General features: G+C 72.3%; 7 protein-coding genes. 3 read left to right on the top strand and 4 right to left on the bottom strand.

The genetic code is table 11. The features are described from left to right. The first annotated feature begins 8 nt into the window (after positions 1-8). From JK363_RS14805 to JK363_RS14795, 3 genes are all read left to right on the top strand, one after another. The gene (locus JK363_RS14805) at positions 9-959 is read left to right on the top strand and encodes an EVE domain-containing protein (RefSeq protein WP_201875330.1); all 951 of its coding nucleotides are present in this window, start codon (positions 9-11) and stop codon (positions 957-959) included. A gap of 237 nt (positions 960-1,196) precedes the next feature. Then, entirely contained in the window at positions 1,197-2,750 is a 1,554-nt protein-coding gene (locus tag JK363_RS14800; protein ID WP_201875329.1) for a DoxX family protein, read from the top strand. A 39-nt stretch (positions 2,751-2,789) separates the two neighbouring features. Then, positions 2,790-3,728: an NAD(P)/FAD-dependent oxidoreductase gene (locus JK363_RS14795; RefSeq protein WP_201875328.1), complete on the top strand. Its 939-nt coding sequence runs from the start codon at positions 2,790-2,792 to the stop codon at positions 3,726-3,728. 22 nt (positions 3,729-3,750) lie between these two features. Here the strand turns inward: JK363_RS14795 and JK363_RS43800 are convergent, their stop codons facing one another. From JK363_RS43800 to JK363_RS14775, 4 genes are all read right to left on the bottom strand, one after another. Continuing rightward, positions 3,751-4,131: a winged helix-turn-helix domain-containing protein gene (locus JK363_RS43800; protein WP_201875327.1), complete on the bottom strand. Its 381-nt coding sequence runs from the start codon at positions 4,129-4,131 to the stop codon at positions 3,751-3,753. Between the two features lie 217 nt (positions 4,132-4,348). After that, on the bottom strand, positions 4,349-4,561 hold the full coding sequence (locus JK363_RS14785) for an MbtH family protein (RefSeq protein WP_201875326.1): 213 nt from the start codon (positions 4,559-4,561) through the stop codon (positions 4,349-4,351). 34 nt (positions 4,562-4,595) lie between these two features. After that, complete coding sequence (locus JK363_RS14780) at positions 4,596-14,069, bottom strand: non-ribosomal peptide synthetase (protein ID WP_201875325.1); 9,474 nt, start codon at positions 14,067-14,069, stop codon at positions 4,596-4,598. Next, complete coding sequence (locus JK363_RS14775; protein WP_201875324.1) at positions 14,066-21,829, bottom strand: non-ribosomal peptide synthetase; 7,764 nt, start codon at positions 21,827-21,829, stop codon at positions 14,066-14,068. Before JK363_RS14775 ends, JK363_RS14780 begins: the two co-directional genes overlap by 4 nt. Between the last annotated feature and the right edge of the window lie 26 nt (positions 21,830-21,855).

Below are 21,855 nucleotides of genomic sequence, written 5' to 3'. Positions count from 1 at the left end.
GAGACATCATGGCGACACGACTCGAGGCGACGTACGGGGACAACGGGGAACGGGAACATGCCGTCGAGCACTCCGATGCGCTCGCCCGGGCGCTGGTGGCGGCGGTACGCGGGGAGCGAGGGGCAGAACCGCCGGCCGACACGAAACTCATGGAGCTGCTGCGGGACATCGCGCGCGCCAGTCGGCTGATCCAGCACCTGGAGGAGTGGCGAGAGCTGGCCATCGTGCGGGCAGACCAGCTGGATGCCGACGCAAGCCGCGTCAACCTCGGAGTGGCGGCGGGCATGTCGCCGTCGAAGCTGTACAAGCTTCTGGAGAAGCATGGTCGCCCCAAGAGCCGTACGCCTCTTACTCGTTCGGAGATCGTGGAGAGCGCCATCACCACCGAGGGGGGCGAGTGGGACGCGGCCCGTGTCATCGAGACGCTGGAGAGGTACGGCTTCGAGACGGATGACAAGGGTGCGCGGTCGCTGCTGCGAGGCCTGAACCGAGACAAGGTCCTGGAGCGCAAGCCTGGCGCCGGAGGCCGAGCGATTTACCGTGTTCCCGGGGCGGGCCGGGACTGGCTGTACGTCCTGGACCCGGAGCTGAACACCGTGGAAGGGGGGCCGTCGACTCCCGCGCGGGTGTCGCGGCTGGCCCGCGAAGCCGACGGCCCGGGGCACTGGTGGCTGGGCCGAAAGCTCAAGGACATGCGAGCCGGTGACCGGCTGTGGATCTACTTCGCGGCCCCGGAAAGGAAGATCTCCGCCATGGCCGAGGTGTCGTCGGAGCCGTACCCGGCACCCGCCGGTTCGGAAAAGCCCTACCTGGTCAATGCCACACTGCACGCGAGGGCGACCGAGGCCCTGCGGAAGAACCCGGTGAGGCTGGAGCAGTTGGCGAACCAACACCCTCAAGGATGTGTCGGCCTCGCCGACGCGGACCTGGCGCTGGCCCTGAAGAACGCCGGTCTGTAGGACGCGGGCCTGGCGGCGGCCCCCTTGCTGTGCTCAGCCCGCCGACAGGTTGGCGCGCGGGGTCGTTCGTGTTCCGTGATGACAGAGGTTCGCAAGACACCCCGGACCACACCGCGGACGGCACGACCATGGTCGTATGACTGAGCCGGTTGCCGATCCGCGGGAGGCGGCGGGCCGCACCCAATCCCTGCGTGAATTCCTCCATCGCGAATACGGCGAGCGCGAAGGCAACGAATCATGAAGCTACCCACAGCAGGCACCTGGATACGGACGCTGCTCGCGCCCGCGCCGCGGCCCAACCGGGCCGCCAGGCGGGCCGGTCCGCGAGTCGGCCCGCGGGTCGGCGGGGCGGGGCGATCGCCTCGTGCGAGGGGGATCGCCCAGGACGCGGCCTCGCACTCGGCCGATGATGCCGCCCAGTTGACCCAGGGAGTATCCCGATTCGCCGCCGAAGCCTCACAGTTCGCCCGCGACGCCTCCCGCCTCGCCCCGACTGTTTCGCAGTTCGCGCTCGGTGCCTCCCGGTTCGCCCGTGAGACCTCCCGGTTCGGCCTCGTCTACTCCGGGCTCTACTGCCTGACGAATTCCCAGATCGTGCCGTCCCTCCTGGGGGGCGGGCTGGGCCATCGACGGGCCGCGGTCGACGCGTGGTCGAAGGTCTGGGGCATACGGCCAGTGCGCTCCTGGGTGGCCTCGCGGGTGTTCCGCACCGAGGTGGACGATCGCTTCGAGGGCGGCGACAACCGGTACGCGTGGGTGGGGCAGGCCTGCTGGCTGGGGGCCGCCGCCGCGGTCACCTCCGTGTGGTCCGCGCTGGACCGGCGCCAGACGGGCTACGACGCGGCGCGGCCATGGATCGAGCTGGCCGTCCGGCTGTGTCTGGCCGGGCAGATGTTCTACTACGGTGCCGCCAAAACCATCCCGTTGCAGTTCCAGACGCCGCTCTCCCGGCTCGTCGAGCCGCTCGGAAACCTCAGTCCGATGGATCTGCTGTGGGCCCAGTCGGGCTACTCGACGGTGTATCAGATCCTGCTCGGCTGCGCCGAGATCTCCGGGGGTCTGCTGCTGCTCCAGCCGAGGACGGCGTCGCTGGGCGCGCTGCTGTCGGCGTTGGAGCTGGCCCAGGTGTTCATCCTGAACATGACCTTCGACGTCCCGGTGAAGCTCCACTCGTTCCATCTGCTTCTGCTGAGCCTCGTACTGCTGGCACCGGAGTCCGCCCGCCTCGCCCGGTCCCTCCTGGCGGACCAAGAGGTCCCTCTCGCTCCCCGGCCCCGGCTGCTGCACAACGAGCGAGCGAACCGGATCGCCGAGGCCGCGCAGGTCGCCGCGGGACTCTGGCTGCTGGGCGCGCAGCTGCGCAACAACTGGGGATTCTGGAAGAAGTTCGGCGGCGGACGGGAGAAGCCCGCGCTGTACGGCATCTGGCACGTCGACGAGTTCTCGGTCGACGGCGAGCCGCGCCTGCCGCTGACCACCGACCCGCAACGGTGGCGGCACGTCATGTTCGACTCCGGCGACCTCGTCGGCATCCAGCGCATGGACGACTCGCTCGACACCTGTCTCGCGGCCCACGCCCCGGACGGCACGTCGCTGACGCTGCTCAAGATGACCGACCCGGAGTGGAAGGCGACCGTGTCGGTGGAGCGCCCCGCGGACGACCAGCTGACGCTGGACGGCGACGTCGACGGCGCCCATGTGCGGGTACGGCTGCACCGGCTGGATCTCCGGCGGTTCCCCCTCATCGGCCGCGGCTTCCACTGGGTGCAGGAAAGCTCCTCCCTGCGATAGCGGACTCCCTGCGACAGCGGACTCGGAAGGTACCGACCCATGGCTTCGAACTCCGGCAACGAAACCGTCATCGTGGGAGCCGGCCCCGCCGGGCTCACCGCGGCGCTCGCCCTGAGCAGATACCGCCACCCCGTGGTCCTCGTGGACAGCCGGCAGGCACCGCGCAACCACCTGTCGAGCGGCGTGCACGGGCACATCGGTCTGGACGGTGTCCCTCCCGCCGAGATCCGGTCCCGCGCCTTCCGGGAACTCTCCCGGTACGCGACCACCGACATCCTGGAGGCCGATGTCGACGGCGTACGCACCGCGGACGACGGCCGGTTCCGCGTCGCCCTCGGCAACGGGGACACCCTGGAGGCCTCGACCGTCCTGTTCGCCACCGGTGTCATCGACGTCCACCCGGCCGACGTGGACGGGTTCCGCGCCTGCTGGGGCCGCACCGTCATCCACTGCCCGTTCTGCCTCGGCGAGGAGAACGCCGGCCGCCGCTGGGGCCATGTCACGGACAACGCCCAGCTCGCCGCCCTGTCGGCGGTGGCGATGCGCGCGTGGAGCAAGGACACCGTCGTCATCTGCCCCGAATCGATGCCCGGCCTCGACGAAGCCCGCACGACCGCGCGCGGCTTGGGCGGCGACATCGTCGCGGGCACGATCCGCCGCCTGCACCACCACGACGGATCGCTGTACGCGGTCGAGTTCGACGACGGCCGCACCCTGGAGCGCGACACCCTGGTGTGGACGCCGGAACAGCGGCAGCAACCCGTCATCGCACAGGCCGTCGAGGAGCTGAAACTGACCGTCGACGACTGCGGGTTCCTGAGCGTCGACGACACGCAGTGCACCAACATCCCGGGCCTGTACGCGGCCGGGGACGTGGCCTCCCGGTGGAAGCAGTCGTTCACCTCGGCGGCCGCGGCGGGTGCCGCCGCCGCCGAGGCCATGCACGCCTCGGCGGTCTTCAGCGCCATCCAGCACTGACCCCGCCCTCGGACTGTTCCCTTCAGGCCTGCGCCTTCTCCAGCATGTACCCCCGACCCCACACGGTCCGGATCGACAGATCGATCGGCAGGAGCCGGCGGCGGAGCCGCATGATGTGCAGGTCGAGCGAGTTCCTGGTCAGCGTCGGCATCCGCGAGGCCAGACAGTGCACGAACTCATTGCGGTACACCACTTCGTCGAAACGCTCGATGAGCAGCTTCATGAGCTCGGTCTGGGTGGTGGAGATGGTGATCGAGTGACGGCCGAATCTCAGATTTCCTGCCGAGTCGAGGGTCGGTATCCTACGACTGTTGAACCGGTTCTGTAAGGCTCTGACCCGAGCCTCCAGGTCGTCGCGGGAGATCGGTGGCCGGACCCAGTCCTCGACCGGGTCAATGCTCACCGGCGGCTGCGCACCTCCCTCGACGACGAGTAATCGCGGTACTCCTTCCCTACGACATCGGCTCCTCAGGTCCATTTGCACGGGCCACCGGACGAAGATGACGTCGCTCCGAGCTCCCACAGGTAACTCCACCCCCAGTTCGGCGCTTACGCGTAGTCCCTACGGCTCTCGCGATGAGTCCCTCCAAGGTGTTGTGGGCGTCGTTCCCCCGTCGGTCTCACGCGTCCATGGCCTGCTGGAGGCTTCGGGGACGCATATCGGTCCAGTTCTCCTCCACATACGCCAGGCTCTCCGCCCGTCCGGCCGGACCGAAGACCGTGCGCCAGCCGGCGGGGATCTCGGCGAACGCGGGCCAGAGCGAGTGCTGGTCCTCGTCGTTGACCAGCACATGGAACCGGCCGTCCTCGTCATCGAACGGATTGGTGCTCATGCGGCTCCTCCATCCCTTCTTGTCGGTCGGTGCCTCACGGGCGTCGCAGCTCCCGGAGCATCCGGTTGATCACACGGCTGACCTCGGCGGCGTTCCGCGGCCAGTACATCTCGTTGTGCGCGCAGGCCACGTCCACGCGGTGCACCGGCCCGTCGATGTAGCGGTGCCACCGCGCGTCCATCTCCTCGTCGAGTTGGCGCAGGTCACGCGTGTCCAGATCGAGGAGCGCATTGAAGAACACGACGTCGCCGCGGTACCGCGGCGAGGTGTAGCGCTGCATCTGCTCGATGTGCTTCACGAAGATCGACGAAGCGGTTTCGACGAGGAACTCATAGCCCTCCATCCCCTGGAGGTGCTCCATGTAGGCGGCGAGGAAGGGGCGGATCATGTCCTCGTTGAACGTCTCCAGGCCGGAGAAGTAGTTGGCTGGCGCGGCGTCGAGGATCGCGAGGAGCGCCACCTCGTGCCCGCGGCGCTGGAGCTCCGCGGCCACCGCCTGGGCGAGGGTGCCGCCGAACGACCAGCCCAGCACGTGGTACGGGCCCTCCGGCTGGACCTCGAGCACCTGGCCCACATAGTCGTCGATCATCTCCTCGATGGAGGACGACGGCGGGGTGACCCGGTCGAAGCCCCGCGCCTGGATGCCGTAGAGCGGCCACGACGCGTCGATGTGCCGGGCGAAGCTCATGTACGGCCAGCTCAGGCCGCCGCCGGGGTGCAGCCACCACAGCGGGGGGTTCTCTCCCTCGGTGCGGATCGGCAGGACGACGGCGAACGGGTCCTCGAAGGTCGTCACCTCCGTGTCCATGGACAGCTGCTCGGCGAGCTCGGCCACCGTCGGATACTGGAACACCGTCCTGATGGGCGCGTCGATGCCCATCGTCTCGCGGATCTGCCAGACAAGACGGGTCACCCGCAGCGAGTGGCCGCCGCAGGCGAAGAAGTCGTCGTCGATCCCGACCCGGTCCAGGCCCAGCACCTGGGCGAACAGGCCGACGAGGGCCTTCTCTCGCGAGGTGCGCGGGGCGCGGTAGGCGCCACCGCTCGGGTCGGGGTCGGGCAGCGCGGCGCGGTCCACCTTTCCGTGGTCGTTGAGGGGCAGCTCGGTGAGCAGGACGATCTCGCTCGGCATCATGAAGTCGGGCAGCTCCCGGGCCAGTTGCTCGCGCAAGCGCGACGGCAGCCGGGACGCGCCGCGGGACAGCGCGGGCGAGTTCACCAGCCGCCCGGTGCGGCCACGGGTGGGGCGGTAGATTCCGTCGCAGGCGGTGGCGTCCACGTCGGGCACCACGACCGCCTCGAAGCAGTCCGGTGACTCCGCCGACCAGGTGCAGTACACCGCGTAGCCCCGCTCGGCGCCCCATGCCTCCAGGTCGGCCGGGTCGAGTGCGGTGCGGTCGTCGATCTGGCCGCCCCATTCGCCCTTCTCGGTGGCCAGCCGGGCGTTCGGCACCCCGGTCAGGCGGATCTTCCCGCCGTGCCGGGCCAACGCTCCCGCCACGCCCTCCAGTTCATGGACATCGTCGCCCCAGGTTTCCATCGGCAGGGCGGCGAGGTCGAGGGCCTGGACGGGGCCCTTGTGGAGCACCACCTCGTATCGGTGGCGGGTCAGTTCGTTGTGCGCGGTGCCCTGCTTGAGCCGGACGTCGGTGGCGGCGACGTCAGGGTGTGCCTCGGCCCACCGCACGAAGAAGTCCGGGGCGATGACCAGTTCCTTCTCGTCCAGGACCGCGCGCTCGACCGCGGCCTGTACGGCGGCCGCCCGGTTCTCCGGGCGCCGCGCGCGGTGGACGGCCTCGGTGAACGCCCGCAGTGTGTGGTGGCTGCGGACATCGCCGACCACGATCCGCCCGCCCGGGGCCAGGCTGCGCATCGCGACGTCCAGCACCCGCTCGAGATAGCCGGCGTCCGGGAAGTACTGCACCACCGAGTTGAGGATCACCGTGTCGAAGTGCCCGGCGGGAAGGTCACCGGCCTCGTCGGCGCCCTGGACGCGCAGCGTCACCTTCTCCGCGAGCCGGGGCTCGGCGGCGACCTGGGCGCGCAGCCGCTCGACCACCGGGACACAGAAGTCGGTGCCCCAGTACTCCTCCGCCTCGGGCGCGAGCGGCCCCATGAGCAGGCCGGATCCGACGCCGATCTCCAGCACGCGCCGCGGCCGCAGGGCGCGCACCCGGCCCACCGCGGCGTCGCGCCACGCCCGCATCTCCGGCAGCGGGATGGGCTGACCGGTGTAGGAGCTGTTCCAGCCGGTGAAGTCCTCGCCGACCCCGTCCAGGCCCACCTCGGCCTCGCCGTACATGGAGTCGTAGATCTCCTGCCACTCGCCGAGGTGCTGCACGGCCTCGTGGTCGGAGTCGACCGACGCGTCGGGCACCACGTACGCCACCAGACGCCGTTCGCCCAGGCGGTCTTCGCGGACGGTCACGACCGCCTGCACCACGCCTTCGCGCCTGCGCAGCGCCGTGGCGATCTCCCCCGGCTCGACGCGGAAACCGCGCAGCTTCACCTGGTCGTCCACCCGGCCGAGGAACATCAGGTGCCCGGCGGTGTTCCAGCGCACCAGGTCGCCGGTGCGGTACATACGCGCGCCCGGCGCCCCGTACGGGTCGGCGACGAACCGCTCGGCGGTCAGCAGCGGTCGGTTGACATACCCGCGCGCCACGCCCTCGCCCCCGATGTACAGCTCCCCGGCGACACCGGACGGCACGGGCCGCAGGGCGGCGTCGAGCACCCGGAACTCGGTGCTCTGCAAAGGGCCGCCGATGGGCAGCGGGTCGGTGCACTCCGCCAGTGAGGCGATCCGGTGGCCGGAGACGAAGGTGGTGGCCTCCGTCGGGCCGTACGCGTTGACCACGGCGAGGCTGGGGCAGGCGGCCAGGACCTTGCGGACCGCCGACGGCGGCAGCACCTCGCCGCCGGTCCACACCTCGGCGACGTCGGCGAAGCACTCCGGGTGCTGCTCGGCCATCACGACGAACAGCCCGGTGGTCAGCCACAGGCCGGTCACCTTGCGGTCGGCGATGACGCCGGCGAGCTCGGCGGTGTCCAGCCTGCCCGCGGGGGCCAGCACCGCCGCGCCGCCGCTGAACAGGGGCACCCACAGCTCGTAGTTCAGCGGGTCGAAGGTGAACGTGGTGTGGAACAGCACACGGCGGTGCGCGGCGCCCGCCCAGCACGTGTCGAGTACGAAGTCCACGACGTTGCGGTGGGTCACCTCGACGCCCTTGGGGCGGCCGGTGGAGCCGGACGTGAACATCACATACGCGCCGCTCTGCTCCCCGACTCCCTTGATCTCGGGCGCGGAATCCGGGTGACCGGACAGGTCGGTGTCGGCGAGGGTGTGGTCCACGACGACGTCGGGCGCGGCGTCCGCGAGCATGAAGTCGACGCGGTCGGCGGGGTAGCAGGGGTCGACGGGCACAAATGCCGCTCCCGCCTTCAGGACCGCGAGGAGGGCGGCGACCATCAGCGGCGAGCGGTCGAGCCGCACCGCCACGCGGCCGTTCGGGCGGGCACCGCGCTCGCACAGGTGGTGGGCGATGCGGTTGGACCAGCGGTCCAGCTCGGCGTAGGTCCAGCGTTCCGAGCCGTCGGCGGAGATCAGCGCGGTGGCGTCCGGGTCGGCGGCGGCGACGGCGGAGAACCGCTGGTGGACGGTTCCGGCCTCGAGCCGCTCCGCGCGGCCGCAGCCGCCCCACCGGGCCAGCGTCGCGGACTCGCCGCCCATGAGGATGTCCACCGCCCCGATGGGCGTGTCCGGCGCGGCGACCGCCTGCCGCAGGAAGTGCGTCCAGCGGTCGAGCAGTGCGGTGATCGTGCCCGCGTCGAAGAGCTCGGTCGCGTACTCGGCGAAGCCGGAGATGTGCGGCCGGTCCCCCTCGTGTTCGGTGAGGCTGAGGAACAGGTCGAAGCGTGAGACACCCGCGCTGAAGATCTCCTCGGAGAGCGTCAGGCCCGGCAGGGAGTAGTTTCCCGGGGTGTTGTTCTGGAGCGCGAGGTGCACCTGGAACAGCGGGTGGTGGGCGGGCGAGCGCACCGGGTTCAGGACCTCGACCAGGTGCTCGAAGGGGACGTCCTGGTTGTCGTAGGCGGCCAGGCTCCGCTGCCGCACCCGGCCGACGAGGTCGGCGAAGGTGGGGTCGCCGGAGGTGTCGGCCCGCAGCACCCAGGTGTTGACGAAGAAGCCCACCAGGCCGGCCAGCGCATCGTCCGTGCGGCCCGCGATCGGGGCACCGAGCGGCACATCGGTACCCGCGCCCAGCCGGGTGAGGATCGCGGCCAGCCCCGCCTGGAGCACCATCGACACGGTGGCACCGGTCTCCCGCGCCAACGACCTTATGCTGCCCGTGAGTTGCTCGTCGATGTCGATGAAGACCGCGTCGCCCTCGTAGGACGCCACGGCGGGCCGCGCCCGGTCGGTGGGCAGGTCGATGGTGGCCGGCAGGTCCGTCAGCTGGGTGGTCCAGTAGTCCAGCTGGCGCCGGTACACGCTGTCCGGGTCGTCGCTGTCCCCGAGCAGATCACGCTGCCACAGGGTGTAGTCCGCGTACTGCACCGGCAGCGGCTTCCACTCCGGCCGCCCGCCCGCGCACCGGGCCTCGTAGGCCGTGGCGAGGTCCGAGGCGAGCGGGCGCGCCGACCATCCGTCCGCGGCGATGTGGTGCGCGCTGATCAGGAACATCCACTCATGGGCGCCGAGCCGGAACAGCCACGCACGGATGGGGATCTCGTTCGCCAGGTCGAAGGGGCGGCGGGCCGCATCGCGCAGCGCGGCCGGCAGTTCGGCCTCGGTGACCTCGCGTTCCTCCCACCCCACTTCGACCTCGCCCGGCGCGAGGACTCGTTGGTACGGCTGCCCGGCGTCCTCGCCGAAGACCGTGCGCAGCGACTCGTGCCGCTCCACGACGTCGTCCATGGCCTCGCGGAGGGCCGCCGCGTCGAGGTCGCCGCGCATCCGCAGGCCCAGCGGGACGTTGTAGGTGGCCGACGGCCCTTCGAGCCGCTGGATGAACCACAGCCGCCGCTGTGCGAAGGAGACCGGCAGCCGCTCCGGCCTGGTCTGGGGGACCAGCGGCGGCCGGACGGCGGTCGCGGTGGTCAGGTGGACCGCCAGCTCGGCGGGGGTGGAGGCCTGGAACACCAGGCGGATCGGGATCTCCACACCGTGCACCGCGCGGATGCGGCTGACCAGCTTGGTGGCCAGCAGCGAATGCCCGCCGATGGAGAAGAAGTTGTCGTCGGCGCCGACCCGGTCGACGCCGAGCACGGCGGCGAACAGCGTGCACAGCGACTCCTCCTCCGGCGTCGACGGGACCCGTCCGCCGCTGCCGGCGGCGTAGTCGGGCACGGGCAGCGCGCGTCGGTCCGGCTTGCCGTTGTCGGTCAGCGGCACCCCGGCGATCGGCACGATCGCGGCGGGCACCATGTACGCGGGCAGGCTCTCCCGCAGGTGCGCGCGGAGGGCGGGCAGCAGCGCGGCTATCCCGTTCGCGACGGCCGGGTTGTTGACCGGCGCCCGGTCACCCCGGCCGGGCAGGTACACCCCGCTCAGGGTCCGGCCGGCCGCCGGGCCGTCCCGGAAGACGAGCACGTCCACCCCGTCGACCGCGGTGGCTGACAGCGTCACGAGCGCGTCCCAGTTGTGCCGTTCGGCCCAGGCGTGGATCACGGGCGGATCGAGGGCTGGTGGCACCAAGGTGCCGGGCTGCTCCTCGCCGAGCTCCCGGGCGGCGGCGATCTCGTCGGTCAGGCGGGCGTTCGGCACACCGGTGACGCGGACGACCGCCGCGTCCTGTCCGCCCACCCGCGCGGCCAGGCGGTCGAGATCACCGTCCCAGGCCAGGGCGGGAACACCGGCCACGGACCGCGCCGGCTGTGTGCCGCCCGGCTTGTGCAGCACGATCTCATAGCGGTGTCCGGTGAGTTCGTTGTGCGCGTCGCCGTCCTTGACCCGGACGTCGACGGCGGCCCCGCCGGCGTGGTCGGCCCAGCGCAGGAACCACTCGGGGTCGACGACGAGTTCCTTCTCCAGCAGTACGGCCTGGTCCACGGCGCTGTGCAGCACCTCCGGTGTGGCCTCCGGGTGCCTGGCCCGCTGGACGGCGACCTGCAGCACCGGCAGGGAGGCGGCCCGGCGGACGTCGCCGAGGACGATCCGGCCGCCCGGCGCGAGCATGTCCCACGCGGCGTCCAGGACCTGGCGGAGGTAGTGCTCGTTCGGGAAGTACTGCACCACCGAGTTGAGCAGCACGGTGTCGAACTCGCCCCGGGGCAGGCCGGATGTGTCGTGGGCGGCCTGGCAGCGCAGCTCGACGCGGTCGGCCAGGCCGGCCCGTGCCACCTGACGGCGCAGCCGCTCGACGACCGCCGCGGAGAAGTCGGTGGCCCAGTACCGCTCCACCCGGCCCGCCAGATGGGCGAGCAACAGGCCGGAGCCGACGCCGAGTTCGAGGACACACCGGGGCGACTGGTCGAGGACGCGGCGCACCGCGGCGTCCCGCCAGGCGCGCATCTCCTCGATCGGGATCCGGTCGCCGGTGAAGGCGCTGTTCCAGCCGGTGAAGTCCTCGCCGAACGGCACGTCGGGTTCGTCGGCGTACCCCTGGTCGTAGACCTCGTGCCACTCCTCGATCTGCTCCTGTGCCCCGCCCGCGGTGTCCAGGGCGCCGGTGTCCGCGACGATGTAGGCGGCCAGCCGCTTGTCGCCGGGCCGGTCCTCGCGCAGGGTGACGATGGCCTGGCGGACGGCGGGGTGGCGGACCAGGGTGGCTTCGATCTCGCCGGGTTCGACGCGGAAGCCGCGCAGTTTCACCTGGTTGTCGGCGCGGCCCTGGAAACAGATGTTCCCGTCGGGGTAGAAGCTGGCCCGGTCGCCGGTCCAGTAGAGGCGGTCGCCGTCCCGGTGGGGATACGGATCGCGGAGGAAGCGTTCCGCGGTCAGTTCCGGGCGGTTGGCGTATCCGGCGCACAGCACGTCCCCGCCGATGTAGAGGTCGCCTTCGATGCCGACCGGGCACGGCTGCATGCTGTCGTCGAGGATGTAGTAGCGCGCGTTGTCGATGGGCCGGCCGTAGGGAATGCTGCGCCAGGCCGGGTCGATCTCGCGTACGCGGAAGTAGTTGGACCACACCGTGGCCTCGGTCGCCCCGCCGAGGCTGACGATCTCGGCGCGGTCGAACACCGCGCGGATCTCATCCGGAAGGGGCAGCGGGGTGTAGTCGCCGGACAGGAACACCAGGCGCAGCCTGTCGGTCCCCTCCCAGGTGTCCTTCCGGGACAGCAGGGGCGGCAACTGGTTGAGCGTGGTCGGCACCGAGTTCCAGAAGGTGATCGGCTCGGTGAGCAGCAGGTTGAGCAGGAGGGCGGGATCGCGCTGCTGGGCCTCGTCGGCGACGTACAGCGAGCCGCCGCAGCCCAGGAGGCCGAAGATGTCGAAGACCGACAGGTCGAAGCCCAGCGAGGTGAGGCACAGGCCGGTGTCGTCGGGGCCGAAGCCGAAGGTGCGGAAGCACCAGTTGAGCAGGTTGTGCAGCGGCCGGTGGGTCATCACCACGCCCTTGGGCTTACCGGTGCTGCCGGAGGTGAAGATGACGTACGCGGTGGTGTCCGGCCCGGCGGACGGCTCCGGATCGCCCTCGGCGGCGTTGGGCGGCGGGTCCTGCTCACCGGCGACCTCGACGCGGGTGACACCGTCGGGGAGGGCCAGGGGTTCGGTGTCCGCCGTGGTCAGCACGGTGTCCGCCCCGGTGTCGGCGAGCATGCCGGCGACGCGCTCGGCGGGGGACGACGGTTCGAGCGGCAGATAGGCGCCGCCCGCCTTGAGCACGCCGAACACCGCCGCGACCATGACCGGGCCGCGCCGGATGCCGATGCCGACCACCGTCTCCGGGCCGACGCCGTGTTCCTTGAGGTCCCAGGCGATCCGGTTCGCCCGCTGGTTCAGCTCGCGGTAGGTCATGGTGCCGTCGGTCCAGCGCACCGCGATCGCGTCCGGGCGCAGGGCGGCCTGCTCCTCGAACAGCACATGGATCGGCCCGGGACAGGGCACCTCGCGCGCGGTGTCGTTCCACTCGACGAGGATCGTGTGGCGCTCCGCCGCGTCGAGCGGGCGGCGCGCGGCGTCGGGCGCGGGGGCCTCGTCGTCCGTGGTGGTGTGCTCCCCGCCGCCGACGGCCGGTACGTCGACTGCGCCGACGCTGATCTCCGGGTCGGCGACCACCTGTTCCACCACCCGTACGAACCGGGCGGCGATCTCCTCCACGGTCGAGCGGTCGAACAGGTCGGTGGCGTACTCGATCTCGCCCGTCACCGACCCGTCGGACTCGTCCGGCGCCATGTTGAAGAACAGGTCGAACTTCGCGGTGCCGGTCGGGATGGGCTCCATCGACACCGTCACACCGGGTATCTCCAGCTCCGGCGGCGTGTTGTTCTGCCAGGCCAGCACGGTCTGGAACAGCGGGTGGTGGGCGGTGGACCGCTCCGGCCGCAGCAGTTCGAGGAGCCGCTCGAAGGGGACGTCCTGGTTCTCGTACGCCGCGAGCGCCTTGCTCCGCACCTGGTCGAGCACGGACGCGAACGACGCTTCCGCGGACACCTGGACGCGCAGCACCCACGAGTTGACGAAGAATCCCACCAGGTCGTGCAGCGCGTCGTCGGTGCGGCCGGCGATCGGTGAGCCGACCGTCACGTCGTCACCGCCGTCCAGCCGGTGCAGCAGCACCGTCAGCGCCGCCTGGAACATCATCGACACCGTCATGCCGCGGGCGCGGGCCAACTCCTCGACGCGTGCCCGGATCTCGCTCGGCAGGACGAGCGGGACGGATCCGCCGCGGTGGCTCGCCACCTCGGGCCGGGGCCGGTCCAAGGGGAGCGGAAGCGGCGTGGAGACCCCGGCGAGCTCCTCGCGCCAGTACGCCGCCTGGGTCGACAGGACGCTGTCCGGATCGTCCAGGTCTCCGAGCATCTCCCGCTGCCACACCGCGTAGTCCGCGTACTGCACCGGCAGTTCCGCCCACCGGGGCGCGTGTCCGGCCACCCGTGCGCGGTAGGCCGCCGACACATCCCGCGCCAGCGGCGCCAGCGACCCGCCGTCCCCGGCGATGTGGTGGATCACCAGGACCAGCAGGTGTTCGTCGTCGCCGCTCCGGACGAGGCTGCCCCGCAGCGGCGCGTCGGACGACAGGTCGAACCAGCTGCCGATGATCGAGGAGATCACGCCCGGCACCCGGTCGGCGGCCACCCGGCCCCAGTCCGTCCAGGGCAGTTCGACCTCGTCCGGGTCGAGGATGCGCTGGTAGGGCTCGCCGTCCTCCTCGCCGAACACCGTCCGCAGGACCTCGTGCCGCGCCATCACATCGCGGAACGCGGCGCGCAGCGCGCCGGTGTCGAGCGCTCCGGTGAACCGCAGGAGCAGGGGGATGTTGTACGTCGGGGACGGGCCCTCGAAGCGGTTGATGAACCAGAGCCGACGCTGCGCGTACGACAGGGGAATCATGTTCTCGTTCACCTTTCGATCATTCTGCGCAACTGCGTGCGGGCAGGGGCCGACATCTCGTTCCAGCGATCGGACAGCTCGGCGGGGGTCCGTGAGGTGAACAGCGCGCGGATCGGGATCTCCACGCCCAGTTCCGCGCGCACCCGCGCCACCAGCCGGGTGGCCAGCAGGGAATGCCCGCCCAGGGCGAAGAAGTCGTCGTCCATCCCGACGCGTTCGGCACCGAGCACCTCGCCGAACAAGCGGCACAGCGTCGCTTCTCGCCCGGACCGCGGGGCGCGGTAGGCGACTCCCGCGAACTCCGGCGCGGGCAGCGCCGAGCGGTCCAGCTTGCCATTGGGGGTGAGCGGGAATTCCGTCAGCACGACGACGGCCGCGGGCACCATGTACCCGGGCAGCCGCTCGCCCACCAGCGTCCGCAGCCGCTCGGCGGACGGCACCTCGGCGCCGCTCTCCGGCACCACGTACGCCACCAGCCGACGCTCGCCGGGCTGGTCCTCCCTGAGGACGACGGTGGCCTGGCAGATGGCGTCGTGGCCGGCCAGCGTGGCTTCGATCTCGGCGGGTTCGATGCGGAACCCCCGCAGTTTGACCTGGTGGTCGGAGCGGCCGAGGTACTCGACCTCGCCGCTGCCGGTCCAGCGGGCGAGGTCCCCGCTGCGGTACATCCGGGACCCCGCGGGGCCGTACGGGTTCGCCACGAACCGCTCGGCGGTCTGCGCCGACCGGCCGAAGTAGCCGCGAGCCAGACCGTCTCCGGCGATCCAGAGGTCGCCGGTCACCCCCGGCGGCACCGGGCGCAGGCCATGGTCCAGGATCAGGATCCGGTAGTTGGCCACGGGTGCGCCGATGGACGGGGGCAGGCCCGAGGAGCCGGGGCCGAGACGGGCGGCGGTGGCGTAGATGGTCGCTTCGGTGGGGCCGTACAGGTTGGTGGCCTCGGCGGCGTGGCCGCGCAGCTCCTCGGCCAGGGCACGCGGCAGAGCCTCGCCGGTGCTGATCACGCGGAGTCCGGCCAGGCGGGCCGGGTCATGGGCGATCAGCTCCTGCCAGAGCGCCGGGGTGGCCTGCACGAGGGTGACGCCCGCCCGGTCGACGAGGTCGAGCAGCGCCGGGGGCTGGAGGACGTCGTCCTTGCCCGCCAGCACGACCCGCGCCCCGGTCAGCAGCGGCAGGAACAGCTCCAGCGCGGCGATGTCGAACGCGACGGTGGCGACCGCGAGGACCCGGTCGCGAGGGGTGAGCGCGAACCGTTCCCGCATGCCGGTGAGCAGGTTGACCAGCGCGCCCTGCTCGACGACCACGCCTTTCGGCCTGCCGGTGGAGCCGGAGGTGTAGATGGTGTAGGCGGCGTGCCGCGCGGTGACCGGTGTCCGCGGCGCGTCGGCGGGGCAGACGGACAGGTCCGCCCCGGCCAGCCGCTGCGCGTCGAGCACCAGCACCGGGCCGCTGTCCTCGACCACGGAACGCACCCGGGCGGCCGGGTAGTCGGGGTCCACCGGCACATACGCGCCGCCGGCCTTCCCCACCGCGAGCAGCGCGACCACCAGGTCGGTCGAGCGGGGCAGCAGCACCACGACCCGGGCCTCCGGCCGCACGCCCTGCCCGATCAGCCAGTGCGCCAGGCGGTTGGCTCGCTCGTCCAGTTCGCGGTAGGTGAGGGTGTGCCCGTCGTGCTCGACCGCCACCGCGTCCGGTGCCGCCGCCACCTGCCGGGCGAACAGGGCGGCCACGGTCTCCCGGGGGACCTCGGCGGCCGTGTCGTTCCAGCGGTGCAGCACCTGGTCGCGCTCGTCCGCGGTGAGCACGTCGAGGGCGCCGACGGTGGTGTGCGGGTCGGCGGCGATCTGCCGCAGTACCTGGGTCAGCCGGCCGGCGATGGCCTCCACCTCGTGGTGGTCGAAGGCATCGCGCTGGTACTGGAAGGACAGCCGCAGCAGGGGGTCGGCGGCCGCGATGACGGTCAGCGGGTAGTGCGGCGGGGCGTAGGGACGCACGCCGGTCACGGCGAGACCCGGTGCCGCGCTCGCGGCGGACAGACCCGCCCGGTCGACGGGGAACGACTCGAAGACCATGAGGGTGTCGAACAGCGCGCTCAGCCCGGTCGACCGCTGGATATCGGCCAGCCCGAGGTGGTGGTGTTCCACCAGCCCGGCCTGGGCGTCCTGGAGTCGGCCCAGCATGCGCCCGAGGTCCTCGCCCGGTGCGCAGGTGACACGGACGGGCACCGTGTTGATGAAGAGGCCGATCACCCCGTCGGCTCCCGGGAGTTCGGAGGGCCTGCCGGACACGGTGACGCCGAAGAGCACGTCGTCGCGGCCGGTCAGACCGGCCAGCACCATCGACCACGCGCCCTGCACCAGGGCGTTGATGGTGACGCCGAGGCCCGTGGCCCTGCGGGCCAGCGCCGCGGCTTCCTCGCCGGACAGCGCCGCGACGACCTGCCCGCTGCCGGTGCGGTCCGAGCGCGGCCCGGGCGCGAGGAGGGTCGGCTCCGCGACCCCGGCCAGTTCCGCGCTCCACGCCTCGGCCGACCGGGCCGCGTCCTGCCGTGACAGCCAGCGCAGGAAGTCCCGGTAGCCGTGCGCGGGCGGCGGCTCCGGGGCGCCGCCGTGTGCCGCGTACAGCCGTATCAGTTCCCGCTCGATCAGCGGGACCGACCAGCCGTCGAACAGCACGTGGTGGGCGGTGAGGACGAGGTCGGCCAGGTCCGGTCCCCGGGTCACGAGAGTGAAGCGGAGCAGCGGTGGCGCATCGGCGCTGAACGGGGCATCGCGCTCGTCGGTGATGATCCGCTCCAGGCGCTCCTCCGCGTCGGGCTCGCCGGTGAGGTCGACGTGCCGCCAGGGCAGCGGTACGTCCTCCACCACCACCTGTACGGACTCACCGGCCGCGGTCGACACGAAGGCCACGCGCAGGTTCGGATGGCGCTCCAGCAGGGCCTGGCCCGCCGAGCGCAGCCGGTCCGGGTCGACCCGACCGCTGAGCCGGAAGACGAACTGCGTCTGGTAGGCGGCGATCGCGGGGTCCGCGAGCATCGTGTGGAACAGCAGACCGGCCTGGAGCGAGGTCAGCGGCCACACGTCGTCGATCCGGCCGAAGCGCCGCTGCCAGCTGTCCAGTTCGGCCTGGCCGACGGTCACCAGCGGTACGTCGCTGGGGTTGAGTCCGGTCGCGCCTTCGGCGGCCCGTGCCCGCAGTCCGGTGAGGGCGGCGCGCCAGTCGGCAGCCAGTGCGCGGACCTCGTCGGCGCCGAGCACACCGGTGGCGAAGGTGAACAGGGCGGTGAGGCGCGGCCCGTCGTCGGCCCGGGTCACCAGGGCATTGAGCTCCAAGGCGCTCAGCGCGGGCATGTCGGGATCGGGGGCGGCGACGAGTTCGGGGTGCTCCGGCGCGGGGGTCCACCCGTCGCTCCGCCCGGACCGGGGGGTGTCGAAGGAGAAGTGCCCGAGGAAGTTGAAGCCGATCTCGTCGGCCGGGTGGGGGCGCAGGGCCGCCGCGGTCTCGTCGTTGAGGTGGCGCAGCAGTGTGTAGCCGTTGCCGTCGCCCGGCAGGGCGTGGCGCTGTTCCTTCACGCGCTTGAGGGCTTCGCCCGCCGCCGCTCCCCCGGCGATCGCCTCGTCGACGTCGATCCCGGAGAGGTCGAACCGGACGGGGTGGACGCCGGTGAACCAGCCGACGGTGCGGGAGAGGTCCGCGCCGGGGACGAGGTCCTCCTGCCGTCCGTGGCCTTCGAGCCGGACGACCGCGGGGGCCTCGGGCGCGCCGCGCCGGTGCCGGGCCACCGCCAGGACGAGGGCGGTGAGCAGCACGTCGTCGACGCCGGAGCGGAACGCTGCGGGCACCGAGGTGAGCACGGCGTCGGTGAGGTCACCGGGGAGTTCGACGCGCAGTGTGTCCGTGGTGGCCATGACGTCGGCCTTGGGGTCCAGCGGGCGGGAGCCGACCGGCGGGACGGGACCGGCGAGCAGGTCGCGCCACCGCGGCAGTTCCGCCGTCCGGGCCGGTCGCGCCGCCTCCTCGGACAGGGCTCGCAGCCAGCGCCGCAGCGATGTGCCGACCGGCGGCAGGTCCGGTGCCGTGCCCACCCGTATGTGCCGCCATGCCGTGGCGAGGTCGGGGAGCAGCACCCGCCATGACATGCCGTCGACCACCAGGTGGTGCGCGGCGATCAGCAGCCGCCCGGGGCCGCCCGCCTCGGGGCCGAACCATACGAGCCGGAGCATACGGCCCGCCCGGGCGTCGATGGCGCGCAGCGCCGCGTCGGCCTCGGTGCGCAGCAGCTGGAGCCAGGAGGGGGCGTCCCAGTGGCCCGGACAGCCGACCCGGGTGATCAGTCCGGCGGGGTCCACCGCGCCGGGCGGCAGCACCAGCAGGCCGTCGTCGACGAGGCGCGAGCGCAGCACGTCGTGCCGGTCGAGGACGGCGCCGACCGTCGCGGCGAGGCCGTCGCGGTCCACCCCGGCGGGCAGTTCGAGCACCAGCCACTGGGCGAGCCGGTCGAGTCCTGGGCCGCGCTCGGCGATCAGCCGCGCCATCGGCGGCAGCGGCACCAGGCCGACGCCGCCGCCGTCGAGTTCGGCGAGCGCCGGCGCGGCGGTGTCGCGGGTCGCGGCGACGGCCAGCGCGGCGACGGTGCGGCACTCGAACACGGTGCGCGGGGTGAAGGCGAGGCCGCCCGTCCGGGCGCGGGCCACCACCTGGATGGCCCGGATGCTGTCGCCGCCGAGGGCGAGGAAGTCGTCGTCCGCCCCGACCCGGCTCACCCCGAGCACCTGGGCGAAGGCGTCCGCCAACAGCCGCTCCTCGTCGGTGCGGGGCGGCCGGTAGGCGCGGGCGGCGAACTCCGGTTCGGGCAGCGCGCCGCGGTCCAGCTTGCCGTTGGCGCTCAGCGGCAGCCTGTCCAGGATCTCGAAGGCGGCGGGGACCAGGTGGTTCGGCAGCCGGGCCGCGGTGAAGGCGCGTAACTCGGCGATGTCGAGACCGGCGTGGAAGTCCCAGTCCGTGGCCTGTCGGCCGGTGCCGCCGGAGTTCTTGGGCACGACGTACGCGACCAGTTGGGCGGCCCCGTCGGCGCCGCGGCTCTCCCGGGCGACGACCGCGGCGCCGGCCACCCCGGGGTGGGCGGCGAGCACCGCCTCCACCTCCGCGGGCTCGACCCGGAAGCCACGGATCTTCACCTGGTGGTCGGCGCGTCCGGCGAACTCGAGGTCCCCGTCGGCGTTCCAGCGCGCCAGGTCGCCGGTCCGGTACATACGCTGCCCGGCGGGTCCGAACGGGCACGCGACGAACCGCTCCGCGGTGAGGGCCGACCGGCCGAGGTAGCCCCGCGCGAGCCCGGCGCCCACGATGTACAGCTCGCCGCGGACGCCGCGGGGGACCAGCCGGAGCCTGCTGTCGAGCACGAGCAGCGTGGTGTTCTGGATCGGGGTGCCGATCGGGATGGTGGCGGCCTCCGGCCGGCACCGCCACGCGGTGACGTCCACCGCGGCCTCGGTCGGCCCGTACAGGTTGTGCAGGGGCACGCCGAAGAGCCGGTCGAACCGCGCGGCGACGTCGGCGGGCAGCGCCTCGCCGCTGCACACGACCCGGCGCAGACCGGTACAGCGGGCCGCGGTCTCCTCGGCGGTGAACTCGGCGAGCATGGAGGGGACGAAGTGCAGCGTGGTGACCCGGGCCCGTTCGATCACCTCGGCGAGGTAGGCGGGGTCGCGGTGGCCGTCCGGCCGTGCCATCACGAGGGTGGCGCCGGTGATCAGCGGCCAGAAGAACTCCCAGACCGACACGTCGAAGGAGGCCGAGGTCTTCTGGAGCACCCGGTCGGTGCCGTCCAGCCGGAAGTGGTCCTGCATCCACAGCAGCCGGTTGACGATCGCGGCGTGTGTGATGACCGTGCCCTTGGGCCGCCCGGTCGACCCGGATGTGTAGATCATGTACGCCGGGTGGCCGGGGCGGTGGGGTGCTGCCGCGGTGGGCCCGCCGGCCGGGGGGATCTCGTCCACGGCGAGGGCGGGGACGTCCCCGACGGGCAGCTTCCCGGCGCTCTCCCCGGCCACCAGGAGCAGCGCGGGCCGCGCGTCGGCGAGCATGAACTCCACGCGGGCGGCGGGGTATTCCGGGTCGACCGGGACGTAGGCCGCGCCCGCCTTGAGCACCGCGAGCAGCGCCACGACGAGGTCCAGGGAGCGGGGGATGGCCACCGCGACGAAGCGCTCGGGTCCCGCGCCCGCCTCGATCAGCGTGCGGGCGAGGCGGCCGGACCGGTCGGCCAGCTCCCGGTAGGTCAGGCTCTCGTCCTCGAAGGTGACCGCGGTCGCGTCGGGGGTGGCGCGGGCCTGCCGCTCCAGCAGCTCGGTCAGCGTGACGTCCGGGACGTCGACCGCCGGGCCGGAGCAGGCGGCGAGCAGCGCGCGTCGTTCGGCGGCGCCGAGCGGGCTGATGTCCGCCACCCGCTGCGCGGGGTCGGCGAGCGCGGCGCGAAGGAACGGCACAAAGCTGTCGGCCAGACCGGCGAGGTCCTGCTCGCCGTAGTGCGCGGCGGGCGCGTCGAAGCGGACGTACAGATCGCTGTCGGCGGTGCCGTCGGTGTAGAGGGACACCATGATCTCGTCGACCAGGCCGAACGTGCCGCCCGCGAACCGTGCCACGCTGCCCGCGAGGTCGAGCGCCTCGACGAACGGGAAGACGTTGACGATGGTTCCGAACGGGCTGCGCGCCTCGGCGGCGCGCCCGGTGGCCCGCTTGATCAGGGCCAGTTCGTGCCGGGCGTGCCGCAGCACGCCGCGGCGCTCCCGGCCGAGCGCCCCGGCCAGCTCCACGAGACTCGCCTCGGGAGCGGCCTCGGCCCGGATCGGGATCCGGTTGGAGAACAGGCCGAGCGCCTGCCGCGCGGCACCGGTGCGGTGGTTGACGGTGATGGTGTGCAGGGGTGCGGACGCGCCGCACATGAGCTGGAGGTAGGCCGCGGCCGCGGCGGAGAGCAGGTCCGGCACGTTCGTCTTCAGCCGGTGCGCGGCGCCTTCCCATGAGGCGCGTTCGGTGGCCGGAACCGTCGCGGTGCGGGTGGTCATGCCCAGCGGCCCGGTGAGAAAGTCCCAGGGCCCGGGCTCACTCGTGGGTGCCCCCTCGGGCGGGCGTACGCCGGTGGGGAGCCGCGCCGCGGTCGGCTCACCGGCGAGGTAGTCCCGCCAGAACCGCTCGGCGTCGGCGAACCGCCGCGACGACCGGTACGCGGCGTCCGCCGCGACGGCGTCGTCCGCGGGCCGCGAGACGCTCTCGGGGACGTCGGACTTCTCGCACAGCGCCCGGTAGACCTCGGCGATCCGCCGGGACAGCAGCATGAGCACACCGAAGGCGTCGGTGAGGATGTGATGGAAGATCAGGACCACGAGGTGGCGGGCCGGGGCCAAGCTGATGGAGCCGACCCGCAGCAGCGCGTCCCGCGCCAGGTCGAACGGTTCGCTCGTCAGCGAGGCGACAGCGGCACGGGCCGCGTCAACCGGTTCGGGGGCGTCACTGACGTCGAGGTGAAACGGTTCCCACGTGCCCGGGTCACGGGCGATCACCCGGAGCCCGTCAGCACCCCGCCGGAAATTCACCCACAGAGGGTCAGTCTCCGCCATCACCACGCGCAGCGCGGAGGTGAAGAGGGGGACGTCCAGGCCACCGTCGACGTTCCACAGCGTCACCACATTGTTCGGTTGGGTCGGGGCGAACTTCTGTGCGAGCCACATGGCTTCCTGCGCGGCCGTGACGTCGGTCGCCGATGCCATTCAGGCATCCCCCCTGTCGACGTGGT

This window comes from Streptomyces coffeae (genome assembly GCF_016741875.1).
Taxonomy (GTDB): Bacteria; Actinomycetota; Actinomycetes; order Streptomycetales; family Streptomycetaceae; genus Streptomyces; species Streptomyces coffeae.
Note: the sequence above shows the minus strand (reverse complement) of the source record. Positions and strands in the feature narration are given on the sequence as shown.